This is a genomic window from Halobellus litoreus, assembly GCF_024464595.1.
Taxonomy (GTDB): Archaea; Halobacteriota; Halobacteria; order Halobacteriales; family Haloferacaceae; genus Haloquadratum; species Haloquadratum litoreum.
Map to the genome: position 1 here is coordinate 1226480 of NZ_JANHAW010000001.1, position 19976 is coordinate 1246455.

Annotated in this window: 21 protein-coding genes; 12 read left to right on the forward strand and 9 right to left on the reverse strand. The window is 67.4% G+C overall.

The window, feature by feature from the left end; all coding sequences use genetic code 11:
* Nucleotides 1-270: 270 nt before the first annotated feature.
* Complete coding sequence (locus NO360_RS06275; protein ID WP_256306706.1) at nt 271-2238, reverse strand: PAS domain S-box protein; 1968 nt, start codon at nt 2236-2238, stop codon at nt 271-273.
* Nucleotides 2239-2431: 193 nt separating this feature from the next.
* Nucleotides 2432-2635 carry a DUF7561 family protein gene (locus NO360_RS06280; protein WP_256306707.1) on the reverse strand — a complete coding sequence of 68 codons (204 nt, stop codon included), beginning with the start codon at nt 2633-2635 and terminating at the stop codon, nt 2432-2434.
* Between the two features lie 99 nt (nt 2636-2734).
* Between NO360_RS06280 and NO360_RS06285 the strand changes: the two genes are divergently transcribed.
* The 5 genes from NO360_RS06285 (at nt 2735) to NO360_RS06305 (ending at nt 7797) form a co-directional block, all read left to right on the forward strand.
* Complete coding sequence (locus NO360_RS06285) at nt 2735-4168, forward strand: APC family permease (protein ID WP_256306708.1); 1434 nt, start codon at nt 2735-2737, stop codon at nt 4166-4168.
* A 2-nt stretch (nt 4169-4170) separates the two neighbouring features.
* Nucleotides 4171-4971 (forward strand): universal stress protein, encoded by an 801-nt coding sequence (locus tag NO360_RS06290; protein ID WP_256306709.1) that lies wholly within the window; start codon nt 4171-4173, stop codon nt 4969-4971.
* Complete coding sequence (locus NO360_RS06295) at nt 4968-5918, forward strand: YkgJ family cysteine cluster protein (protein ID WP_256306710.1); 951 nt, start codon at nt 4968-4970, stop codon at nt 5916-5918. Before NO360_RS06290 ends, NO360_RS06295 begins: the two co-directional genes overlap by 4 nt.
* Before the next feature lie 80 nt (nt 5919-5998).
* Nucleotides 5999-7054, forward strand: coding sequence for an NAD(P)H-binding protein (locus NO360_RS06300; RefSeq protein WP_256306711.1), 1056 nt, complete (start codon nt 5999-6001; stop codon nt 7052-7054).
* Nucleotides 7054-7797 (forward strand): DUF7530 family protein, encoded by a 744-nt coding sequence (locus NO360_RS06305; RefSeq protein WP_256306712.1) that lies wholly within the window; start codon nt 7054-7056, stop codon nt 7795-7797. The genes NO360_RS06300 and NO360_RS06305 overlap by 1 nt, the downstream gene beginning before the upstream one ends.
* 40 nt (nt 7798-7837) lie before the next feature.
* Here the strand turns inward: NO360_RS06305 and NO360_RS06310 are convergent, their stop codons facing one another.
* Nucleotides 7838-8011: a DUF5786 family protein gene (locus NO360_RS06310; protein ID WP_256306714.1), complete on the reverse strand. Its 174-nt coding sequence runs from the start codon at nt 8009-8011 to the stop codon at nt 7838-7840.
* Between the two features lie 137 nt (nt 8012-8148).
* Between NO360_RS06310 and NO360_RS06315 the strand changes: the two genes are divergently transcribed.
* Entirely contained in the window at nt 8149-9138 is a 990-nt protein-coding gene (locus NO360_RS06315) for a DUF5784 family protein (protein WP_256306716.1), read from the forward strand.
* 75 nt (nt 9139-9213) lie between these two features.
* Here NO360_RS06315 and NO360_RS06320 read toward each other — a convergent pair whose 3' ends face one another.
* A complete protein-coding gene (locus NO360_RS06320; protein ID WP_256306717.1) occupies nt 9214-9498 on the reverse strand; it encodes a DUF5789 family protein in 285 nt (94 codons plus the stop codon).
* Nucleotides 9499-9683: 185 nt separating this feature from the next.
* Here NO360_RS06320 and NO360_RS06325 point away from each other — a divergent pair, with 185 nt between their 5' ends.
* Together NO360_RS06325 and NO360_RS06330 are read left to right on the forward strand one after the other, a co-directional pair.
* Complete coding sequence (locus NO360_RS06325) at nt 9684-10517, forward strand: PHP domain-containing protein (protein ID WP_256306718.1); 834 nt, start codon at nt 9684-9686, stop codon at nt 10515-10517.
* Between the two features lie 65 nt (nt 10518-10582).
* Nucleotides 10583-10747 carry a DUF6757 family protein gene (locus NO360_RS06330; protein WP_170216802.1) on the forward strand — a complete coding sequence of 55 codons (165 nt, stop codon included), beginning with the start codon at nt 10583-10585 and terminating at the stop codon, nt 10745-10747.
* A gap of 341 nt (nt 10748-11088) precedes the next feature.
* Here the strand turns inward: NO360_RS06330 and thsA are convergent, their stop codons facing one another.
* Nucleotides 11089-12738 carry a thermosome subunit alpha gene (gene thsA, locus NO360_RS06335; protein ID WP_256307118.1) on the reverse strand — a complete coding sequence of 550 codons (1650 nt, stop codon included), beginning with the start codon at nt 12736-12738 and terminating at the stop codon, nt 11089-11091.
* Nucleotides 12739-12939: 201 nt separating this feature from the next.
* Here thsA and NO360_RS06340 point away from each other — a divergent pair, with 201 nt between their 5' ends.
* On the forward strand, nt 12940-13713 hold the full coding sequence (locus tag NO360_RS06340; RefSeq protein WP_256306720.1) for a DICT sensory domain-containing protein: 774 nt from the start codon (nt 12940-12942) through the stop codon (nt 13711-13713).
* Nucleotides 13714-13775: 62 nt separating this feature from the next.
* On the opposite strand, the gene NO360_RS06345 is transcribed toward NO360_RS06340, so the two are convergent.
* From NO360_RS06345 to eif1A, 3 genes are all read right to left on the reverse strand, one after another.
* On the reverse strand, nt 13776-14318 hold the full coding sequence (locus NO360_RS06345; protein ID WP_103990968.1) for a KH domain-containing protein: 543 nt from the start codon (nt 14316-14318) through the stop codon (nt 13776-13778).
* A 72-nt stretch (nt 14319-14390) separates the two neighbouring features.
* Entirely contained in the window at nt 14391-15359 is a 969-nt protein-coding gene (rio1, locus tag NO360_RS06350; RefSeq protein ID WP_256306723.1) for a serine/threonine-protein kinase Rio1, read from the reverse strand.
* On the reverse strand, nt 15356-15646 hold the full coding sequence (eif1A, locus tag NO360_RS06355) for a translation initiation factor eIF-1A (RefSeq protein ID WP_256306724.1): 291 nt from the start codon (nt 15644-15646) through the stop codon (nt 15356-15358). The genes rio1 and eif1A overlap by 4 nt, the downstream gene beginning before the upstream one ends.
* Before the next feature lie 153 nt (nt 15647-15799).
* Between eif1A and NO360_RS06360 the strand changes: the two genes are divergently transcribed.
* Both NO360_RS06360 and NO360_RS06365 read left to right on the forward strand, forming a co-directional pair.
* A complete protein-coding gene (locus NO360_RS06360; protein ID WP_256306725.1) occupies nt 15800-17107 on the forward strand; it encodes an amidohydrolase in 1308 nt (435 codons plus the stop codon).
* A gap of 2 nt (nt 17108-17109) precedes the next feature.
* Nucleotides 17110-17724 (forward strand): DUF192 domain-containing protein, encoded by a 615-nt coding sequence (locus tag NO360_RS06365; RefSeq protein WP_256306727.1) that lies wholly within the window; start codon nt 17110-17112, stop codon nt 17722-17724.
* A gap of 30 nt (nt 17725-17754) precedes the next feature.
* On the opposite strand, the gene NO360_RS06370 is transcribed toward NO360_RS06365, so the two are convergent.
* Entirely contained in the window at nt 17755-18087 is a 333-nt protein-coding gene (locus NO360_RS06370) for a helix-turn-helix domain-containing protein (protein WP_256306729.1), read from the reverse strand.
* Between the two features lie 603 nt (nt 18088-18690).
* On the opposite strand from NO360_RS06370, the gene NO360_RS06375 reads away from it, so the two are divergent.
* On the forward strand, nt 18691-19974 hold the full coding sequence (locus NO360_RS06375) for an adenosylhomocysteinase (RefSeq protein ID WP_256306731.1): 1284 nt from the start codon (nt 18691-18693) through the stop codon (nt 19972-19974).
* The last annotated feature ends 2 nt before the right edge of the window (nt 19975-19976 follow it).

Consider the following 19976-nt stretch of genomic DNA (forward strand, 5'->3'; position numbering starts at 1 on the left):
AACCACTCCCCCGACCGCGGTGGTCGGCGACCGCAACGTCTCGAAGATGCGCTCGCGTGTCTTCGCTTCTCTTTCGACTTCGCGAGGCCGTATCGGCCCGATCGTCGGTGACGCCCAGCGATCCCGCCGCGTCTTTCTTTCGACGACTCCCCCGGCGTCTTTCTTTCGACGACTTCCCCGGCGTCCGCTATGCGACGCTCCCGTGCTCCTGCGCGGCTCGACGCCGTCGCTCCGGCGACGACGTCCCGAGTGCGGCTACGCCGAGTCCGGCTACGAGGTCTCCGCGCGGGCGACGCCCCGGATCTCGAATCTCGCGCCCCCGGTCTCGCTCTCGGTCAGCCGTAGGTTCCAGCCGTGCGCCTCGGTGACGGTCTCGACGATCGAGAGCCCGTAGCCCGTGCCGTCTTCGGCGGTCGTGTAACTCGCGTCGAACACGCGGTCGCGCTCTGCCTCCGGAACGCCCGGACCGTCGTCCTCGACGAAGAAGTCCGGGCCGTCCCCGATCTGACCGACGCGGACCGCGACGCCGTCGCCGGCGTGCTCGCGGGCGTTTCGGAACAGGTTCTCGAACAGTTGCTGGAGCCGGTCCGGATCGGCCGCGATGTCCGCCGTGCAGTCGACGCGGAGCGTCGCGTCGGGCGCGTCCGTATGTTCCCACGCCCGTTCGACGACGTCGGGGAGCGACGTCGGCCGCAGTTCGCCGATCGTTCGCCCCTCCCGGGCGAGCCACAGCAGGTCGTCGATGATCCGGGCCATCCGGTCGTGGGCGCACTCGACCTCGTCGAGGTGCGCCTGCGAACCGGTCTCTCGTGCCAGTTCGAGGTAGCCGTCCGCAACCGAGAGCGGGTTCCTGAGGTCGTGTGAGACGACGCTCGCGAAGTTCTCCAGCCGATCGTTCCGCTCCTGCAACTCGCGCTCGTAGTCGACCCGATCGATGACCTCGGCCAGTGCGGCCGTGAAGACGTTGATGATCGCCTCGTCGGTCGCGTCGAAGGCGTCGGGCTCCGGTGATCCGACGAACAGAACGCCGTGGGCACCGATGGGAACGAACAGTCCGCTGCGGACGTCGCCGTCCACGTCCAGGTCACCCTCGTCGACGGCATCGCACCGACGGGACCGTTTCGTCTCGAAGACGTCCCGAACGGTCGACCGCGCGCCGGAACTTTTCTCTTCTGCGCAGGAAGCCGGTTCCGGGTCGTCGCTCTCCGGGCTCCGGACCAGCCGATCGGTCGATTCGTCGTACCGATACACCGCGTGGGCCTCGAATCCCGGGAGCCCCGACAGCTGTCGGTCGACGAGCGAACAAATTTCCCGTCGGGAGTCGGCGTCCAGCCACCCCGTCATCGATTCGTACAGGCTCCGGAGTTGACGCTCACGCTGCTTTCGGTCCGTTATGTCGGCGTTGACTGCGACGAAGCGATGGATCCGCCCGTCCTCGTCTTCCACGGGTGCGATCGTCTGATCGACGACGTAGTGTTCGCCGCCTTGGGTCCTGTTCGTGAGTTCGCTCCGCCAGGTTTCCCCCGAGAGGATCGTCTCCCACAGGTTCGCGTAGAACGCCGGGCCGTGCTCGCCGGACTTCAGAATCCGCGGCGTCTGTCCGATCGCTTCCTCGGCCGCGTAGCCGGTCGTCGACTCGAACGCCGAGTTCACGTAGGTGATCGTGCCGTCGGACGTGGTGCAGTAGATCGAGTGTCCGGACGACTCGATCGCTTTGCGGAAGGTCCGGAGTCGCCGGGTCTCGTCGTCTCCGAGGACCTCGTCCACGGCATCTGTGGGAGCGTCGCTCTCGTTGTCAGCGCGAGCGTCGTCCACGGCGTCTGCGGGGGCATCGTCCTCGGCGGTACCACGCTCGACGACCGATCGGAGCCGACCGACGAGCGTCGCGTGTCCGCCGTCGGCCCTCGATCGCACGACGTAGTCGTCGACGCCGGCACCGATCGCGTCGCTGGCGATCGCCTCCGACCCCGTCGCCGGGTAGAGAACGAACGGAAGGTCGGGGTGCGCGGCTTTGACCGTTCGGAGTAACTCGACCCCGTTCGTCGATCCGAGGTCGTAGGTCGCGACGGCGCAGTCGTACGGCGTCGTTTCGAGCGCCGAACGGACATCGCCGGCCGTCGCGACCGAGTCGACGTCGAGCGCCGTATCCTCGCGTTCGAACGCTGCCGCGGTCGCTGCGGCGTCGTCCCGGTCTGCACCGACGTAGAGAACGCGGATCTCGCCCGGTTCTCGTTGCATCTGCTTGTTTCGTCCATCAGTCACCGGTTCTTAGCTATTTCTGTTTGGTCGTCGCGATGCCGTGCCGTCACTCGATCCCTCATCAGAAGGTCGACCGCAAGGAGCGTCCAGCCGGACGAACGGGTGGCATAAAGCGACGCTCGGACGATCGGTCACGGCAGGTGGTCCGGACGGTCGGCCACAGTATGAATGGTCACAGCGAGTTGATGTCCTCGCTCGTCACCACGCGGTCGTCCGGGAGTCGTGCGATGCAGTCGTGACACAGGAAGAACTCTCCGCCGTCGTCGAGTTCGAGCGTCATCCCGCCGCTCGATTCGGCCTCGAACGACCAGAAGTCGCCGATGCCGCCGGCGATTCGCACGGACCGACCGCAACCGTCGCAGGGCTCACTCGTCATACCGGAGCGACGTGGTGGAGCGTGAAACCACCTGCGAGAATCATTCAATTTCCGACATATCAATAGCTTCTATGGCCAACCCGACGAACTGACGGTCGAATGACCACTTCCGAACGGGAGGCATCCGCGACCAGCAATCGGGCGGGCGAGTCGCCGCAGACCGTCTCGCTGCCCGACGCGGACGACGAGACCACGACGACCGAAGCCGGGTCGGAACTCGAACGGACCATCGGGCTGTCCGGCGGGATCTCCATCGGCGTCGGGACGATGATCGGCGCGGGGATCTTCGTCTTCCCGGGGCTGGCCGCCGGCCGGGCGGGTCCTGCCGCCGCGGCGTCGTTCGGCATCGGCGCGGTCATCGCGCTGTTGGTCGCGCTGCCCGCCTCGGAGTTGGCGACGGCGATGCCGAAATCCGGCGGGGGGTACTACTTCATCTCGCGGGCGCTCGGCGCGTTGCCCGGCGCGATCGTCGGGATCAGCATCTGGCTTGGCCTGGTGTTCGCGACGGCCTTCTACCTCGTCGGGTTCGGCAACTACGCCGCCGCGGTGCTGGCGGAAGCGGGCGTCGCCGTCGGCGACGTCCCGATCGTGGTGCCGCTCGGCCTCCTGTTCGGCGCGTTCCTGACCGCGCTGAACCTCTTCGGGACCGAGAACGCCGCCGCGTTGCAGAACTACGTCGTCGGCTTGCTCCTGACGATCCTCGTGTTCTTCCTGAGCTACGGCGGCCTCGACGCCCTCGGAGTGTTCGGTCGCGCGAGCGCCCCGGAGACGTTCGCGCCGTTCGGGCCGATTCCCGTGTTCACGACGGCGGCGCTCGTGTTCACGTCGTATCTCGGCTTCGCGCAGGTCGCGACCGTCGCCGGCGACATCAAGCGGCCGGGACGGAACCTCCCGCTGGCGATGGTCGCCTCGGTGGTGATCGTAGGCGTGCTCTACGTCGTGACGATCTTCGTCGCCACGAGCGCCTTCGGGAGCGCGGCGCTCGCGTCCTTCGGCGAGACGGCCATCGTCGAGGTCGCCCGCAACTTCGTCGGGACCGCCGGCGCGATCGCGATCCTCGTCGCGGGGCTGCTGGCGACGGTCTCCAGCGCGAACGCGTCGATCCTCTCGACCTCTCGGGCCGTCTTCGCGGTGAGCAAAGACGCCATCCTGCCGCGCTTCGCGGCTCGGATGAACCTCCGCTACGGGACGCCGCACGTCGCCTTGGCGATGGCCGGCGGTCCGGTCCTCGTGCTGGTGGCGTTCGGCGAGGTCGAGGTCCTCGCTGAGGTCGCGTCCTTCCTCCACCTCGTGATGTACGGCCTGATGTGCGTCTCGCTCTTCGCGATGCGCAGGGACGAACCGGAGTGGTACGACCCGGCGTTCCGGGTGCCGGCGTACCCGCTGGTCGCGGGCCTCGGCGCGGTCGCGAGCGCCGGGCTGATCCTGTTCATGCAACCCACCTCGCAGATCATCGGCGTCGCGATCATGCTCGCCGCCGCCGGATGGTACAAGTACTACGCCGCCGACGTTCGACTCAAGGGGGTGCTCTGAAGATGTACCCGAACGGCTTCGCGGACGACGGTGGCCGATGCATCACCGACGGCGGACTGGCGATCCGCGAGCCGCCGGTGATCCTCGTTCCGATCGAGATCCTGGAGGGACAAACGATCCCCGAGACGCTCGTGGAGTTTCTCGCGCCCGCGGAGGTCGTCGTCCTCGGCTACCACGTCCTCCCGGAACAGACCCCGACCGAACAGGCGAGCCTGCAGTTCGAAGAACGCGCCCAGGCGGCCGTCGACGACATCGCGGCCGCGTTCGTCGACGCCGGCCGCAACCCCGACACGCGCGTTGTGTTCACCCACGACCGCGAGCAGACGATCGACCGCGTCGCGAGCGAGGTCGGCGCGACGGCGATCCTGCTGCCGAACCCCACGGGCGAGGTCGAGACAGTGCTCGTGCCGATTCGGGGTGCCATCGACGACGACCGACTCGCGGACCTCGTCGCGACGCTCGTCGTCGAGGATCGCGAACGGGTGACGCTGTGGGGGCTCGCGTCCGACGGATCGGACTTCGATCCGGAGGGCGCGGTCGAGCGAGCGGCCGACCGGATCCGCGAACGGGGAATCCCCGACGGCCAGCTCGACCGCGAGGTGACGACCACGACCACGCCGATCATCGACATCGTCGACCGGTCGGCCGCGGCCGACATCATCGTGATGGGCGAGGGGCGCGAGTCGCTGCTCGCGGCGCTCCTCGGGGAAGACACCGAGCGGGTCGCCGAGGGCGCCGTCGCCCCGGTACTCGTCGTGCGGGACAGGGACCCGGAGGAGACCGATTCCGAAGCAACGCAATGAAGCTGAACTGCGAGGGCTGTGCGGGCTGTTGTATCGACTGGCGGCCGCTCGCATCGACGCCGTCGGACCACGAGCGCCGCGGTCCCGGCGAGCCGCTCGACGACGCGTACAACCTCGTGCCGCTGACGCGCGACGAGGTGGCGCGGTTCGTCGAGCGCGGTCTGGGCGACGCGCTGACGCCGCGGCTCTGGCGGGTCGACGAGGAGACGCCCGGCGTCGTCGTCGACGGAATCCGGATCGCCGCCGTCGCCGGCCGCCCGGTCTTCTTCGTCGGCCTGCGGAAAGCGCCGAAGCCGGTCGCGCCGTTCGGCAGGGATCGGCGGTGGCTGCGGACCTGCGCCTTCCTCGATCCGGAGACGCTCCAGTGTCGGATTCACGAGGCCGACACCTACCCGGCGGAGTGCGCGGCGTACCCGAGTTACAACCTCGATCTCGGCGTCGAGACCGAGTGCGAGCGCGTCGAGGCCGAGTACGGTACCGATCGGCTCCTCGACGACGATCCCGGCGAGTACGAGGGGCCCCTGCTCGGCCCGCAGGCGCTCGGCGCGAAACTGTTCGGCTACCCCGACCCCGACGAACTCGCGGGCGTCGTCGACCGGATACGCGACGGGGCTCTGCGAGAGACGGATCGGGCCGCGTTCGTCGGCGTGGCCGCCGGGTCGCGGCCGGGAACGCTCGAAATCGACGACGATCGGGCGGCCGCGGCGACGGCGGACGTGCTCGACGCCGACTCGTGGGTGGGCCGGGCGATCGACGAGTGGGAGACCGTGGCCGAGGAGAGAGGCGGAGTTCCAGCCGAGTTCGCAGACGAGCCCGTGGCCGAGGACGGGCCGGAAGACGGCGTGATCGGCACCGTCGCGTTCGACGTGCCGAGCGGGGACGCGGTCGAGGTCGCCCGCGGCGCGCCGGAGACGCCCGGTTGGGACGCCGTCGGGGACGGTGACTGATCCACGGCCCTGGGGACGAATCCACGTTGACGGTCGACCGCGGCGAGAACGGTTAACCGGATGGGGACCCACGTCACAGTATGAACGTTCTCGTGACGGGCGCGACGGGGTTCGTCGGGGGCCGTCTCGTGCCCGCGCTGCTCGCTGCGGGTCACGACGTGACGGCGCTGGTCCGCGACGCGTCCCGGTACGACGCCCCCGACGGGGTCCGCGTCGTCGAGGGCGACCTCCTCGACCCGGGAAGTTTCGACGACGCGCTCGACGTCGACGCGGCCTACTATCTCGTCCACTCGATGCGGGCCGGATCAGATTTCGAGGAGCGCGACAGGCGAGCGGCGGAGAACTTCGCGCGAGCGGCCTCTGAACACGAGGTCGACCGCGTGGTCTACCTCGGCGGTCTCGGCGAGGACCGAGATCGGCTCTCCGAACACCTCCGGTCTCGTCGGGAGGTCGAGCGGATCCTGGGCGAGGGCGAATACGCCCTCACGACTCTCCGGGCCGCCATCCTGATCGGCGACGGCTCGGCGAGTTTCGAGATGATCGAACAGCTGTCCTCGCGGCTCCCGGTGATGGTGACGCCGAGATGGGTCGAGACGAAGTGTCAGCCCATCTTCGTCGACGACGCGGTCGAGTATCTCGTCGGCGTCCTCGACGTGCCCGAGACGGCGGGCGAAACCTACGAGATCGGCGGTCCGGACGTGCTGACGTACCGCGAGATACTCGTTCGGGTCGGCGAACACCGCGGCCGCGCACCGCGGATCGTCCCGGTACCGATCCTCTCGCCGAAGCTCTCCTCGCTGTGGATCGGCCTCGTCACCGACATCCCCGCGTCGGTCGCCCGGCCCCTGATCGAGGGGCTGAAGAACCCCGTCGTCGTGCGCGATCACCGCATCGAGTCGCTGGTCGAGGTCGATCTGACACCCTTCGACGAGGCCGTCTCACAGGCCCGGAGCGACGACGTGGCGACCGACGGCGGTGGCGGGGGAGTCGGCGATGCGCGCGGCGGTCCCGTCGACGGCGGCGATGCGCGCAACCCGACAGCCCGCGGCGGTGGCGCAGCCTCGACCGATGACGGGGACAGCGCCGACACCGCGAGAAACGTCCGTCTCACGGGAACCGGGAGTCTCGATCGCTGATGAGCGGGTCACGTCCCGCGTCCGACAGGCCCAACGAACTGTACGGCGACACCTGGGTCTACGAGAGCATCGTCGGCGCGATTCCCGGAGTCGACCTCACTGATTGGCAGGCGATCGCCATCCAGTTGGCGCTCTTCGAGACCGGCGTCTTACTGCTGGCGTGGTTCTACGACCTCTGGGAGGCCGTCCTCCCGGGGTCCGTGGCCGTCGCCGTCGCGGCCGCCGGCAGCGGAGTGATGCGACAGTTCGGCCGGCGGACGCGTCGCCTCGATCTCCCCGAACCCTACCGCCGACTCCTGTTCGGTTCGAGCATCGAAGTCGTGCTCGGGATCCTCGCGTTCGTCGCGCTCGTGACGCACCTGTTCGTCTTCGACCCGCGGTCGGCGGACCCGCCGCTCCTGGAGTGGCTGTTCGGCCCCGATCCGGCAATCCCGGTGGTCTATCTCACGCTGTTGATCCTCTGGGACCTTTGTTACCGCATCGGGACCTCGTGGTGGGCCGCGGTCGTGGCCCTGTGGCGCTCGTGGCGGTACGCGTTCGATCCCGAGACGGCCCGCCGTCTCCGCCGTCTCGACGCGCTCAACGTCGGATTCGGCCTGACGCAGCTCGCGATGATTCCCTTCCTGCTCGACCGCCCGGTGCTTCTCGTCGCCGTCGGAGGACACATCGTCGCGGTGACGGTGGTCTCGCTCGCGGCGATGGCGACGTTGCGGGTTCGAGAGGTCGATCCGGTGGCTAACTGAGCCTCGGCTCTCCCGCGTCGAGACCGGAGCACCGCCGTCGCTACTCGCCCTGGAGCTGTTTGAACTGGTCGAGGAGCGCCTCCGTCGAGTCGCCGTCGTCGTACTCTACGGACCCTCGATACACCGTTCGGTCGTCCGAGAAGTCCGTATCGACCGCACCGTTCTTCCGCTCACGACGCTCGTGTTCGTCGTCGTCGTATGCGCCCATCGACATGGTACGACATACCGTGTGAATGCAACCCACATATATGTATCGCCGTTTCGAGGGACGACAGACGGGCGCGCTGGAACGAGAGGTAAAAACGGCCCCACAGGCGACAGTATAAACGGGTGGGCGCGCTACTGGCGCGTGTGGCACGTCCACTACGCTTTCGACACGCCCCCGGCCGCTGGACCGAAGACCGGGTGGTGGGTCAGATCTACCGCGATTTAGACCGTAATCTCGGCGCGACTCGTCGCCGTCCGTGGTTCAAACAGCCCGACCGCTACGACGGCGAGCGGTTCGAGATGGACAACGGCGACGTTGCGCTGTTCCTGTGGAACGACGACGAGGCCTACTGGCTCGGCAACACCGAGACGCCCGAGGCGCTCTGGCGGACCGAGAAGTACAGTTTCGAGGCCGTCCCGGACGACGTCTCCACGTGGGCCACGCGAGAGCTCACCGCCCAGTTGCACGAGGAGAGCCCGTGGCTCGAACCGTACCCGCACCTCTCGTGGTTCTTCCTTCCCGTCTTTCTCTCGAAGGACGGACGCGAGACGACGCGGGAGTTCTTCGACGACCACGCCGCGGGGTTCCCGGACGCGACCCGCGAGGAGGCCCTGGAGTTCTACGAGTTGTTCCTCCGGACGCGCGTCCTCGACGAGTGGCGGGAGGTGATGGCCGGCAAACTCGGCACCTCGGAGTACCTCGATCACACCCGGATGACGGCGGCGATGGGCGAGTTCAACGTCGGGCACCTGCTCGTCGAGGCGGGCTACGACATCGAACCGGAGATCGAAGTCTCGACCGGCCACGCCATCGACTATCGGGCGGGCAGCGGCGGCGACGCGGTGCTCGTCGAGGTGACGCGACCGACGCCGACGGGCGATCGCCGGGCTGGCACGCCGGTCGCGGCCGTCCGCGACACCGCGTCGACGAAGTCCGAGGGTCAACTCGAAGAACACGGCGGCGGCGTCGTCCTCTTCGTCGACTGCTCGTCGTTCCCCGACGACGAGTGGCAGTCGGTGCTCGCCGAACAACCCGAAGTCCACCACCGGCCCGCCGTGGTCTTTCGACTCAGGCCGTCCGGTCGCGTCGAGGGGTACACGAAAGGAAGCGTCCCGCTGGATCTGCCGATCTGAACGTCACCCTTGCGCCGCGGACGGATCGCTTCCGCTCGTTACGTGCGAAAAAACCGCGACACCGCGTCGCGCCTCTCAGAAGGAGACCTGTTGCGGGCCGTCTTCGCCCGTCGCGTAGGCGTCGCGGTCGCTGTAGTACCGTCGGCCGATGGCCTCGTGGCCGAGGCCGCACAGGAGCGCCGAGTGCGCGTCGTCGGCGCTCGCGTACGTCTCTGAACCCGCACGGGCGAGTACGTCTCCGAGGCGGGCGGTCCCGTTGGGGAGTTCGATGGTCTGGTCGCCGTACGCCTCGATGAGGTCCTCGGTCGTTGCCGGGAACTCGTGAGCGTCGATGAGATCGCCGGTGCGGTTCAAGCGCATTGCATCCGTCTCTGATCGCCGAAGGTTCTTAATGGTTTTCTGTTATGGTCTTTATAGACCGGATATTCCTTGTACTACGTTATACTTCCTTAATCGGTAATTTATCTCACTAACACTGGTTTGCCGTGCCACGGCAGACGCGCTGTGGCGCAAGTGACTTACTCCGCAGACGCGCATCGAGAGACGTGAGAAGCGAGCGAAGCGGTGATCCCGCCCCCGAACGTCCGCCGGTGGCGGACCTCCACGTTCACACGACCGCCTCCGACGGCATCCTGGAGGTCTCAGAACTCGCCGACGCCGCACGCGCCGGCGACGTCGACGTCGTCGCCGTGACGGATCACAACCGCGTCCACCCGAAACTGGACGCACCTGTCCAGCCGATCGGCGGCGTGACCGTGATTCGCGGGATCGAACTCCGCGTCGACGCCGGGGAGCAGCGCCTCGACCTCCTGGGATACGGCCTCGCGGTGACCGACCGAATCGAATCGGTGACGTCCCGGATCCAGCGCAACCGAAAACAGCGGGGGGCGGAGATCGTCGCCCGCGTCGAGGACCGACTCGGTGTCGACCTCGACATCGAACTCCGCGAGGGGATCGGTCGGCCGAACATCGCCCGCGCCATCGAGGCGAGCGACGCGCCCTACGACTTCGACGCGGCCTTCGAGGAACTGATCGGCAACGGCCGTCCCTGTTACGTCGAGCGGTACGTTCCCTCCTTTTCCGTCGGTGCCGAGGTGCTTCGGGAGTCCTGCGCTGTCGTCGCGCTGGCGCATCCGTTCCGGTATCCCGATCCCGAGTCGGCGCTCGAACGCGCCCGAGAACTGGACGCAGTCGAGCGATTCTATCCCTACAGCGGGTCCAGCGCCCAGAAAGAGGAACGAGAACTCTTAGACGACGTCGCCGCCGACGCGGACCTGCTCTCGACCGGCGGCTCCGACGCGCACGACAGGACGCTCGGGGTCGCCGGACCGCCGTCGGCCGAATTCGAGTCGTTCGCCGCCCGTCTGCCGGGTGTCTGACGCCAATTCTCGGTGGAGATAGCCGCGAGCGTAGAGTTAAACCCCACGGGGAGCCAAGTGGGGGTATGAAGTGCCACTACTGCGACCGGGACGCCGCCTACGCCGCGGAGAAAGACGGGATCAAGGTCGGACTCTGCGAACGGCACTTCCGGACGCAGGTCGAGTCGCTGGCCGACTCCGAGGAACTGTCCGCGATCCGCGAGCAGATCGACATCGACCGCACCGAATAAGCCGCCCTCGCCCTCCCGAGGGCTCCGACAGCGTGAGCGCCGATTTACTGCTTTCCTGTCCGTTACCGTTCGGCCAACGGACGCCCGCACTCCGGACACTCGTCGTCGACGATCGTCACCGACGCGTCGCAGCGCGGACACACCTCGCGGTAGCACGCGCTGTCGCCCATATCAGTACGGTCTGTTAGCAATCCACATATAAATTCGTCGGATCCCCGAAGCGACCGGACCGACGGCGCTGCCGCTCTGCGATTCGGTCGTCAAAGAAGTCGGATTGCGAGGCGTTCGGCGGGCGATTCAGACGGGGCGTGGAGTGGGTGTAGGTAGGCCTGAGACCGCGCTTACATTGCGCCGCCCATACCGCCCATACCGCCCATACCGCCCATGCCGCCGGCGCCGCCGGGCGCGCCGCCCTCGTCGCCGCCGTCGTCGCTGCCGCCGCCCTTGAGGTCGCCGGCGGCGATGACGTCGTCGATGCGGAGGATCATCACGGCCGCCTCGGTGGCGGACTCGATGGCCTGCGTCTTCACGCGGAGGGGTTCGACGACGCCGTCGTCCTCCATGTTGACGATCTCGCCGGTGTAGGCGTCGAGGCCCGCACCGATGTCGCCGTCGGCGTGCTCCTTGCGGAGGTTGACGAGGGACTCGATGGGGTCGAGGCCGGCGTTCTCGGCGAGCGTGCGCGGGATGACGTCGAGCGCCTCGGTGAACGCCTCGATGGCGAGCTGCTCGCGGCCGCCGACGGAGCTGGCGAACTCGCCGAGCTGCATCGAGAGTTCGGTCTCGGAGGCACCGCCGCCGGGCAGGACCTGCCCGTCCTCCAGCGTCGTCTTGACGACGCCGAGGGAGTCTTCGATGGCGCGTTCGAGCTCGTCGACGACGTGCTCGGTGCCGCCGCGGAGGATGAGCGTGACGGACTTCGCGTCCTCGACGTCCTCGACGAAGATGCGCTCGTCGCCGCCGATGTCCTTCTGGGCGACGGAGCCGGCGAAGCCGAGGTCGTCGGCCTCGATGTCGTCGAGCGAGCCGACGACGTTGCCGCCAGTCGCGCGGGCGAGCCGGTTCAGGTCGGAGGACTTCGCGCGGCGGACCGCGAGGATGCCCTCCTTCGCGAGGTAGTGCTGGGCCATATCGTCGATGCCGTCACCGACGAAGACGACGTCGGCGCCGACGTCGACGAGCTTGTCGACCATCTCCTTCAGCTGCTGTTCTTCCTGGTCGAGGAACTGCTGGAGCTGGTCTGGGTCGGTGACGTTGACCTCGGCGTCGATCTCGGTCTCGCGGACTTCGAGCGCGCCGTCGAACAGCGCGACGTTGGCGTCCTCGACGCCGAAGGGCATATTCTCGTGGACGCGCTCTTTGTCCACGATGACGCCCTCGACGAGTTCGGAGTTGCCGATCGAGCCGCCGACGACCGTCTCGACGGAGACGTTGTCGGTGTCGATGTCATCGTCGTCGGCGACGGCCACGACGGCGTCGACGACGAGTTCGGCGAGCAGGTCCTTCGAGGATTCCGCGCCCTTGCCGGTCATCGCCGTCTCGGCGATCTTGACGAGCGTCTCGCGGTCGTCCTCGCTTACCTCGATGGCGTTCTCCTCGAGGATCTCTTTCGCCTTCTCTGCAGCCTGGCGGTAGCCCTGCGCGATGGTGGTGGCGTGGACGTCCTGGTCGATGAGCTCCTCGGCCTGATCGAGGAGTTCACCGGCGACGACGACGGCCGTCGTCGTTCCGTCTCCGACCTCGTCCTCCTGGGTCTCGGAGACTTCGACGATCATGTTCGCCGCGGGGTGATCGATGTCCATCTCCTTGAGGATCGTGACGCCGTCGTTCGTGACGACGACCGAGCCGCCGGAGTCGACGAGCATCTTGTCCATCCCTTTCGGACCGAGCGTGGTCCGAACCGACTCGGCTACTGCCTTGCCGGCGGAGATGTTCATCGACTGCGCGTCTTTCCCCTGTGTGCGCTGGGAGTCCTCGCCCAGAATGATCATGGGCTGACCCTGCTGCATTCGCTGAGACATAGTCATCCATTGATTGTTTGTGATTCTATAAAAAAGCATCGCTAGCGACAGACAGAAACGTCAGATCGTCCGAAAAATGCGTGTTAATCTCTCTCAATACGTGAGTTTATATAGAGTAGTCCGCGGTGGGTGTGTAAAGCTCTATTACCGAGACTGAATATACTCGAATCGATGGCGCTTCGGGAGTTCATCGACGAGTTCGCCGACGGCGACCACGAGACGTCGCTCTCGATCGTCAACAGCGAACAGCCCCCGATGGTCGCCCGAATGCTGAACTCGCTCTTCGAGGACCAGTCGGTTTCCGTCTCCGAAGTCGCCCGCGTGCTCTCGGAGTCCGACGTGGTCCAGTTGCGGAGAGACGGACGCGTCGTCGCCCAATCCGAGTTCGGTGACGTTCGGGACTCGATCCTCGCGGTCAACTCCGACCTCTACATCACCGGGACTCGGCCGCTCGAAGCCGTCGACACGCCCGCCGTCGTTCGCGACCTGGAGGGAACGCGTTTTCGCGTCCGCGGCTATCCCGCCGGGACGAAGGGGAAACTCCTGCTCATCGAGATCTCTCGGTACATCGAGGCGATGGCGCTCCGGCACGGCGACGGCGAACTCCACACCGGGTTTCAGCGCCTCTCGCGCATCGTCGACGAGCGCGGGACCGAACGCGCCTACGACAAACTGGCCGCCACCGACCTCGACGTCCACGTGTACGGCGTCGGCGACCCCGCCACCCTGGAGTCGCGGTCGCTCACCGTCCACAACGACGACGTCGAGGAGATCAGATGCGGCTGGTTCGTCGTCTTCGTTCCCCCGCCAGAGTCCGAGGCGGTCGGCGCGGCACTCGTCGCGGTCACCGACGACGACGTCGAGTGGGACGGCGTCTGGACGATCGATACGGCGAAGGCCGAGCGCGTCGCGGCGTACCTTTCGACGGAGTACGGACAGAACTAGCGTCGATTCGTCCGGATCCCTGTCTCGACACGACCGCTCGATCTCGGGTCGCTTACGACCGCTCAACCGGACTGCCGAACGTCGAACCCCTGCGTGAGTTCGTTGTGCTTGCGTTCGAGGAAGGAGTAGACCGCGCCGTGCGGCGCGCCGTCGAGAATCATTCCCACGGCGCGTCGGACGGCCTCAACCTCCTCGGGCTGACCGATGATGCCGAGCGTCGTGCCCTTGATGACGACTTCCGCGCCCGTGAGTTCCTCCATCAACTCGCGCGTCCGACCGTTCTCGCCGATGAGCCGACCTTTCTGTCGCTTCAGGTCGTTCTTGTTACGCGTGTGGGATTCGAGGTCGACGAGCTCGAACGTCCGGAGGTCGTCGTCGAGAATCGACAGCGCCGACTCCGGCGTGAACCCGCGCCCGATCGCCCGCACGATGTCGGGGGCGAGCATCCCGCTCACGGGGTCGCCCACGTCGTCGATCGCGACCGAGCCGCTCTCGGAGTCGATGTCGAGACGCACTTCGGCCCGTCGCTCGATCTCGCGCATCGTCTCCCCGCCCTCGCCGATGAGGACGCCGATGCGGTCCTGCGGTACCTTCACGTGCTTCATACGCTGCATACCCAACGGAGCGGTTTAAGAGTTTGTTCGTCGAGCGGCCCCACGGCGCGCGGTTCGCACCGGCTAGGCCGCCGGACCCGAATCGTCCGCGTCACCAGTCTCGTCGGAACCGTCGGAGCCGTCGCGGTCACCGGCGTCGGCGGGACCGTCGGGCGTCCCGCTCGGGTCCGCCTCGACGGACGTGACGAACTCGAACAGGTCGTCGGCGGTCACGTCGAGGCCCTGCCGGCCGAAGAACGCGGCGACGTTCCGGCAGTCGCGCCGCAGGAACTCCTCGGCGTTCGGATGGTGGACGGTCACCGCCTGTCCGAGGTCGATCACGACGAGTTCCCCCTCGTGGATGATCATATTGTACTCCGAGAGGTCGCCGTGGACGAGACCGGCGGCGTGGAGCCGTCGCATATATTCTGAGACGACTTCGTACGCCGTCTCGGGGTTCTCGACGTCGACCTCGGCCAGCCGCCGCGCCCGCTCCTCGACGAGGCCGACGAGTTCCATCACGAGGACGTTCCGCTCGACAGCGATCGGTTCCGGAACGCGGACGCCCGCCTGCCGGGCCCGCGAGAGGTTCGCGAACTCCTTCTGGGTCCAGGCGAGCACGACCTGTTTCTTGTCGCTGCCGATCCCCTCGAAGCGCGGGTCGCCCTCGAGATACTCCCGCATCTGCCGGAAGTTCGAGGCGTTGATCCGGTAAATCTTCACCGCGACGTCCCGCTCGGCGCCGTCGTCGCTGCCGAGCGCCTCGTAGACGTTCGCCTCCTTCCCGGTCGATATCGGCCCGCCGAAGGCGTCGATGTGTCCGTCCTGGACGAGTTTGTAGATCGCCGCGAACGTGGCGTCGTCGAAGACCGACTGCTCGACCTTGAACTGGTCGGCGTCCTTCAGTCGCTTGCGGAAGTCGTCGAACTCCCGATCCCGACGCCTGGCGATCCGGTCGGCCTCGGTGTCGGTGACGTCGATCTCCTCCCACTCGTCGCCCGGGGCGTCGGCCTCCTCCGGTGCCAAAAAGCCGTACTCGTCGGAGTCAGTCACTGAATGTGTCCTTCCTCACGGAGTTGCTCCGCCTCCGATTTCTCGTAGCGCCAGGTGATGTCGCCCTTCTCGTCCTGCCAGTCCCACGGTTCGACGAGGACCACGTCGTCCTCGCGGATCCAGATCCGCTTTTGCATCCGACCGGGGATCCGTGCGGTGCGCTCGACGCCGTCGGCGCACCGGACCTTCACGCGGTTCGCTCCGAGCATATCCGTGACGACGGCGAACACCTCGTCGTCGTCGGGCATCCGGAGGTCGCGTCGTCCCCCGTTCTCGTCGTCGCTCATACGCGGGCGTTCGTCACGCCCCGGTTTAAGTTCTGCGAGAGGCGTCGTATCTTCCGATGTGGGTGCTTCCGCGTGGTTCGATCCGCTGGGCCGCGGTTCGCTCGACGGAGCCCAGACGATAGCCTCATACGCCCGCCGTCGGTACCGGCCGATATGGCTTCCAACACGCTTCTCGTCTCCGGCGGTCGGGTGCTGCGTCCGGACTGTACAGTCGCCGAGGCGGACGTCCTCGTCGATCGGGACGCCGGCCGAATCGCGGAGATCGCGCCGGATCTCGCGGCCGACCGCGACGCCGACGAGACGCTCGACGCGTCGGGGGGGATCGTGATGCCCGGGCTCGTGAACGCGCACACCCACGTCGCGATGACGCTCCTCCGGGGGTACGCCGACGACAAGCCGCTCGACGCGTGGCTCCGCGAGGACATCTGGCCCGCGGAGGCCGAACTCACCGCCGAGGACGTCCGCGCCGGGACGGAACTCGGCCTCGTCGAGATGATCCGGTCGGGGACGACGACGTTCGCGGATATGTACTTCCACGTCCCCCAGGTCGTCGCGGCCGTCGACGAGGCGGGGATGCGCGCCCGCGTCGGTCACGGCGTCGTCACCGTGGGCAAGGACGCGGAAGCGGCCCGCGCGGACGTCCGGGAGAGCCTCGACGTCGCCCGCGAGTACGACGGCGCGGCCGAGGGCCGGGTCCGGACCGCCGTGATGCCGCACTCGCTGACGACCGTCGACGAGTCGCTCCTCCGCGAGGCCGTCGCCGAGGCGCACGAGGAGGGCATCCCGGTCCACACGCACGCCAACGAGACGCGCGACGAGGTGGAGCCGATCGTCGAGGAGCGCTCGGAGCGGCCGCTCGCGTACGCCGACGACGTCGGCCTCCTCTCCGAGGCCGACTTCCTCGCCCACGGCGTCCACGTCGACGAGAGCGAGATCGACCTCCTGTCCGAGCGCGGGGCGGCGGTCGTCCACTGTCCGGCGTCGAATATGAAGCTCGCCTCCGGGATCGCGCCCGTTCAGGACCTCCTGGACGCGGGCGTGACCGTCGGCCTCGGCACCGACGGCGCCGCCTCGAACAACGACCTCGATCTCTTCGACGAGCTCCGCGACGCCGCGATGCTCGGCAAACTCGGCGCGGACGACGCCTCGGCCGTTCCCGCCGAGGCCGCCGTGACGATGGCGACGCAGGGGGGCGCGGCGGCGCTGTCGCTGCCGGGCGGTCGGGTGGAAGTCGGGGCCGCCGCGGACCTCGCGGTCGTCGACTTCGACGCGCCGCACCTCGCGCCGGCGCACGATCCGGTGAGCCACCTTGCCTACGCCGTTCGCGGCTCCGACGTTCGCCACACGGTCTGCGATGGTCGGGTGCTGATGCGGGATCGCGAGGTCCTGACGCTCGACGAGGCGTCGGTCGTCGAGGAGGCACGGCAGCGCGCGGTCGACCTCGTCGCGCGCGCTGAGTGAGGATGCACCGCCGGACGTACCTCGGACTGCTCGGAGCGGGCGTTACGGGGCTATCTGGGTGCGCAAGCGACACGTCCCCCGCTGGTGACACCGCGAGCGACACACCGCGGACGACGGATACCGGTCCGGCACCGACGGACGCCGATCCGACCCCCTCGTCGACTGCGTCATCGACCCAGCCCTCGTCGACGTCGGAGCCGACCGCTTTCTCGATTCACGAGGGCTACGAGACGACCGAGGTCGAGGTTCGCACGCCGGCCGGGGACCGCCTCGGGTCGGTCACGGCGGCGATCGCCGACACCAGTGAGCTTCGCTACCTCGGTCTCAGCGATACAGACGCCCTACCCGAGGACCGTGGAATGCTCTTCGTGTACGAGACCGTCGACGACCGGACGTTCGTGATGCGGAGAATGGACTTCGGGATCGACATCGTCTACGCCGATGCCGACGGGACGATCACCCGCATCCACCACGCGCCCGAACCCGGACCCGGCGAGGACGGAGCAGCGCAGCGATACCCCGGCCGGGGGCAGTACGTGCTCGAAGTCGGCTACCGCTGGACGACTGACCGCGGGATCACCGAGGGAGACCGGCTCGTGTTCGCGCGTCCAGAATGATTCGCGAGACCGGATCTCGGTTTCTGATGGTCACTCGGGCCGGACCTCGACGCCCTCGTCGGTGATCGATACCGTCAGCGACTCGACGGCGCGTTCGTAGACGCTGGCGTGCCGCCCGTTCTCGGCGTCGACCCGGACCCGTTCCTCGAGGAGCCCCGCCTCGACGAGTTTGTGCGCCTCGCGGTAGACCGTCGACAGTGGAATTCCCGACCGATCGCGGAGTTCGCAGGCCGTCCCCGGGCGCCCGGCGGCCTGCAGCAACTCGGCACCGGAGTCACTCGCTAGCAACGTCAATGCGTCCGACCGCGGGAGAGAGGTCTCTCGCCCCTCTCTGCGGTTCGGCTTGCTTTCAGGTGGAGACATCTCCGACGGCTGTGTGTTCGGAGTGAGTACTGAAACGTTTACCGGAGGGCGGGTTACGGCTCCGGCGCCGACCGAAGAGCGAGACGCTACCAGAGGTATCGAAGGGCGAACAGTCGGCACCCGCTCGGACGACTCGCCAGTCTCTCGCCGACCGGCAGTCGTGTTTTCGCCCCGCGTCGACGTGCCGAACGACCGCTGCCCGACGCGGGGTGAGTCCTACGTCACGCCGGCTGTGGTCCCGTATTCGGATATAAGCCTACGGCCGTTCGTCGATGCGCCGTAGCGGTCGTGTGATCACGGACATTCGAAGCGAATGCCCAGTGGCTGGCCGGTAGTTGGCCGGTGCCAGTGGCGAGTTGGGACGACGCGGAGGGTAAACTCTCGTTGTTATTCTGGTAGTTGCGGTTGTAGTTGTTCCAGTAGTTGCGGTCGTAGTTGTTCCAGTAATTGTACCGCGAGGCTCGCGAACGCGAGCCTCGCGGAATTTTTCCCTCTAGGTTTTTGCGTGGCGGGTTCCCGCAGCGAACGCAGTGAGCGAGGAAACCCGCCACGTCAAAAAGGTAGGTCGGTAGCGTTTTGGCCCGCCTGTCGCTACCGGGGAGTATGAGCACGTACCCACCGATCGGCGAGCAACTCGACGACGTCGAGAGCGCTCGCACCGAGGGACGGCGAAAGATGGACTGGGCGCTGCAACACATGCCCATCCTTCGGGAACTCCGCGAGCAGTTCGAGGAATCGAAACCGCTCGCCGGGCAGACCATTGGAATGGCGATGCACGTCGAGGCGAAGACAGCGAACCTCGTCGAACTGCTCGCCCTCGGCGGCGCGGAGGTCGCGATCACGGGCTGTAACCCGCTGTCGACGCACGACGACGTGAGCGCGGCGCTCGACGCCAACGACGACATCACCTCCTACGCGAAGCGCGGCGTCGGCGACGACGACTACTACGCCGCCATCGAGGCCGTGGTCTCTCACGGACCGACGATCACTGTCGACGACGGGATGGACATGGTCTACGCCATCCACGAGGACTACCCCGAACTCATCGACACCATCGTCGGCGGGGCCGAGGAGACGACCACGGGCGTCCACCGCCTGCGCGCGATGGACGAGGACGGCGAACTGAAGTACCCGGTGTTCGCCGTCAACGACACCCCGATGAAGCGCCTGTTCGACAACGTCCACGGGACCGGTGAGTCCTCGCTCGCGACAATCGCAATGACGACGAACCTCTCGTACGCCGGCAAGGACGTCGTCGTCGCGGGCTACGGCTACTGCGGCAAGGGCGTCGCCAAGAAGGCCGCCGGCCAGAACGCGAACGTGATCGTCACCGAGGTCGAACCCCGCCGGGCGCTGGAGGCGCATATGGAGGGCTACGACGTGATGCCGATGAACGAGGCCGCCGCGGTCGGCGACGTCTTCGTCACGACGACGGGCAACCGCGACGTCGTCACCCGCGAGGACTTCGAGGTGATGAACGACGGCGTCCTGCTCGCGAACGCCGGTCACTTCGACATCGAGATCGACCTCGAGGCACTCTCGGATCTCGCGGTCGACGAATACGAGGCGCGCGACGGCGTCCGCGCCTACGAACTGGCCGACGGCCGCCGACTCAACGTCCTCGCGGAGGGCCGCCTGGTCAACCTCGCCTCGCCGATCGCCCTGGGCCACCCCGCCGAGGTGATGGACCAGTCCTTCGGGATTCAGGCGGTCTGCGTGCGCGAACTCGTCGAACACGGCGACGAGTACGGAGCCGGCGTCCACGACGTCCCCGACGAACTCGATCGGGAAGTCGCCGAGATCAAACTCGACGCCGAGGGCGTCGAGATCGACTCGCTCACCGACGCACAGGCCGAGTACATGGACAGCTGGAGCCACGGGACGTAATC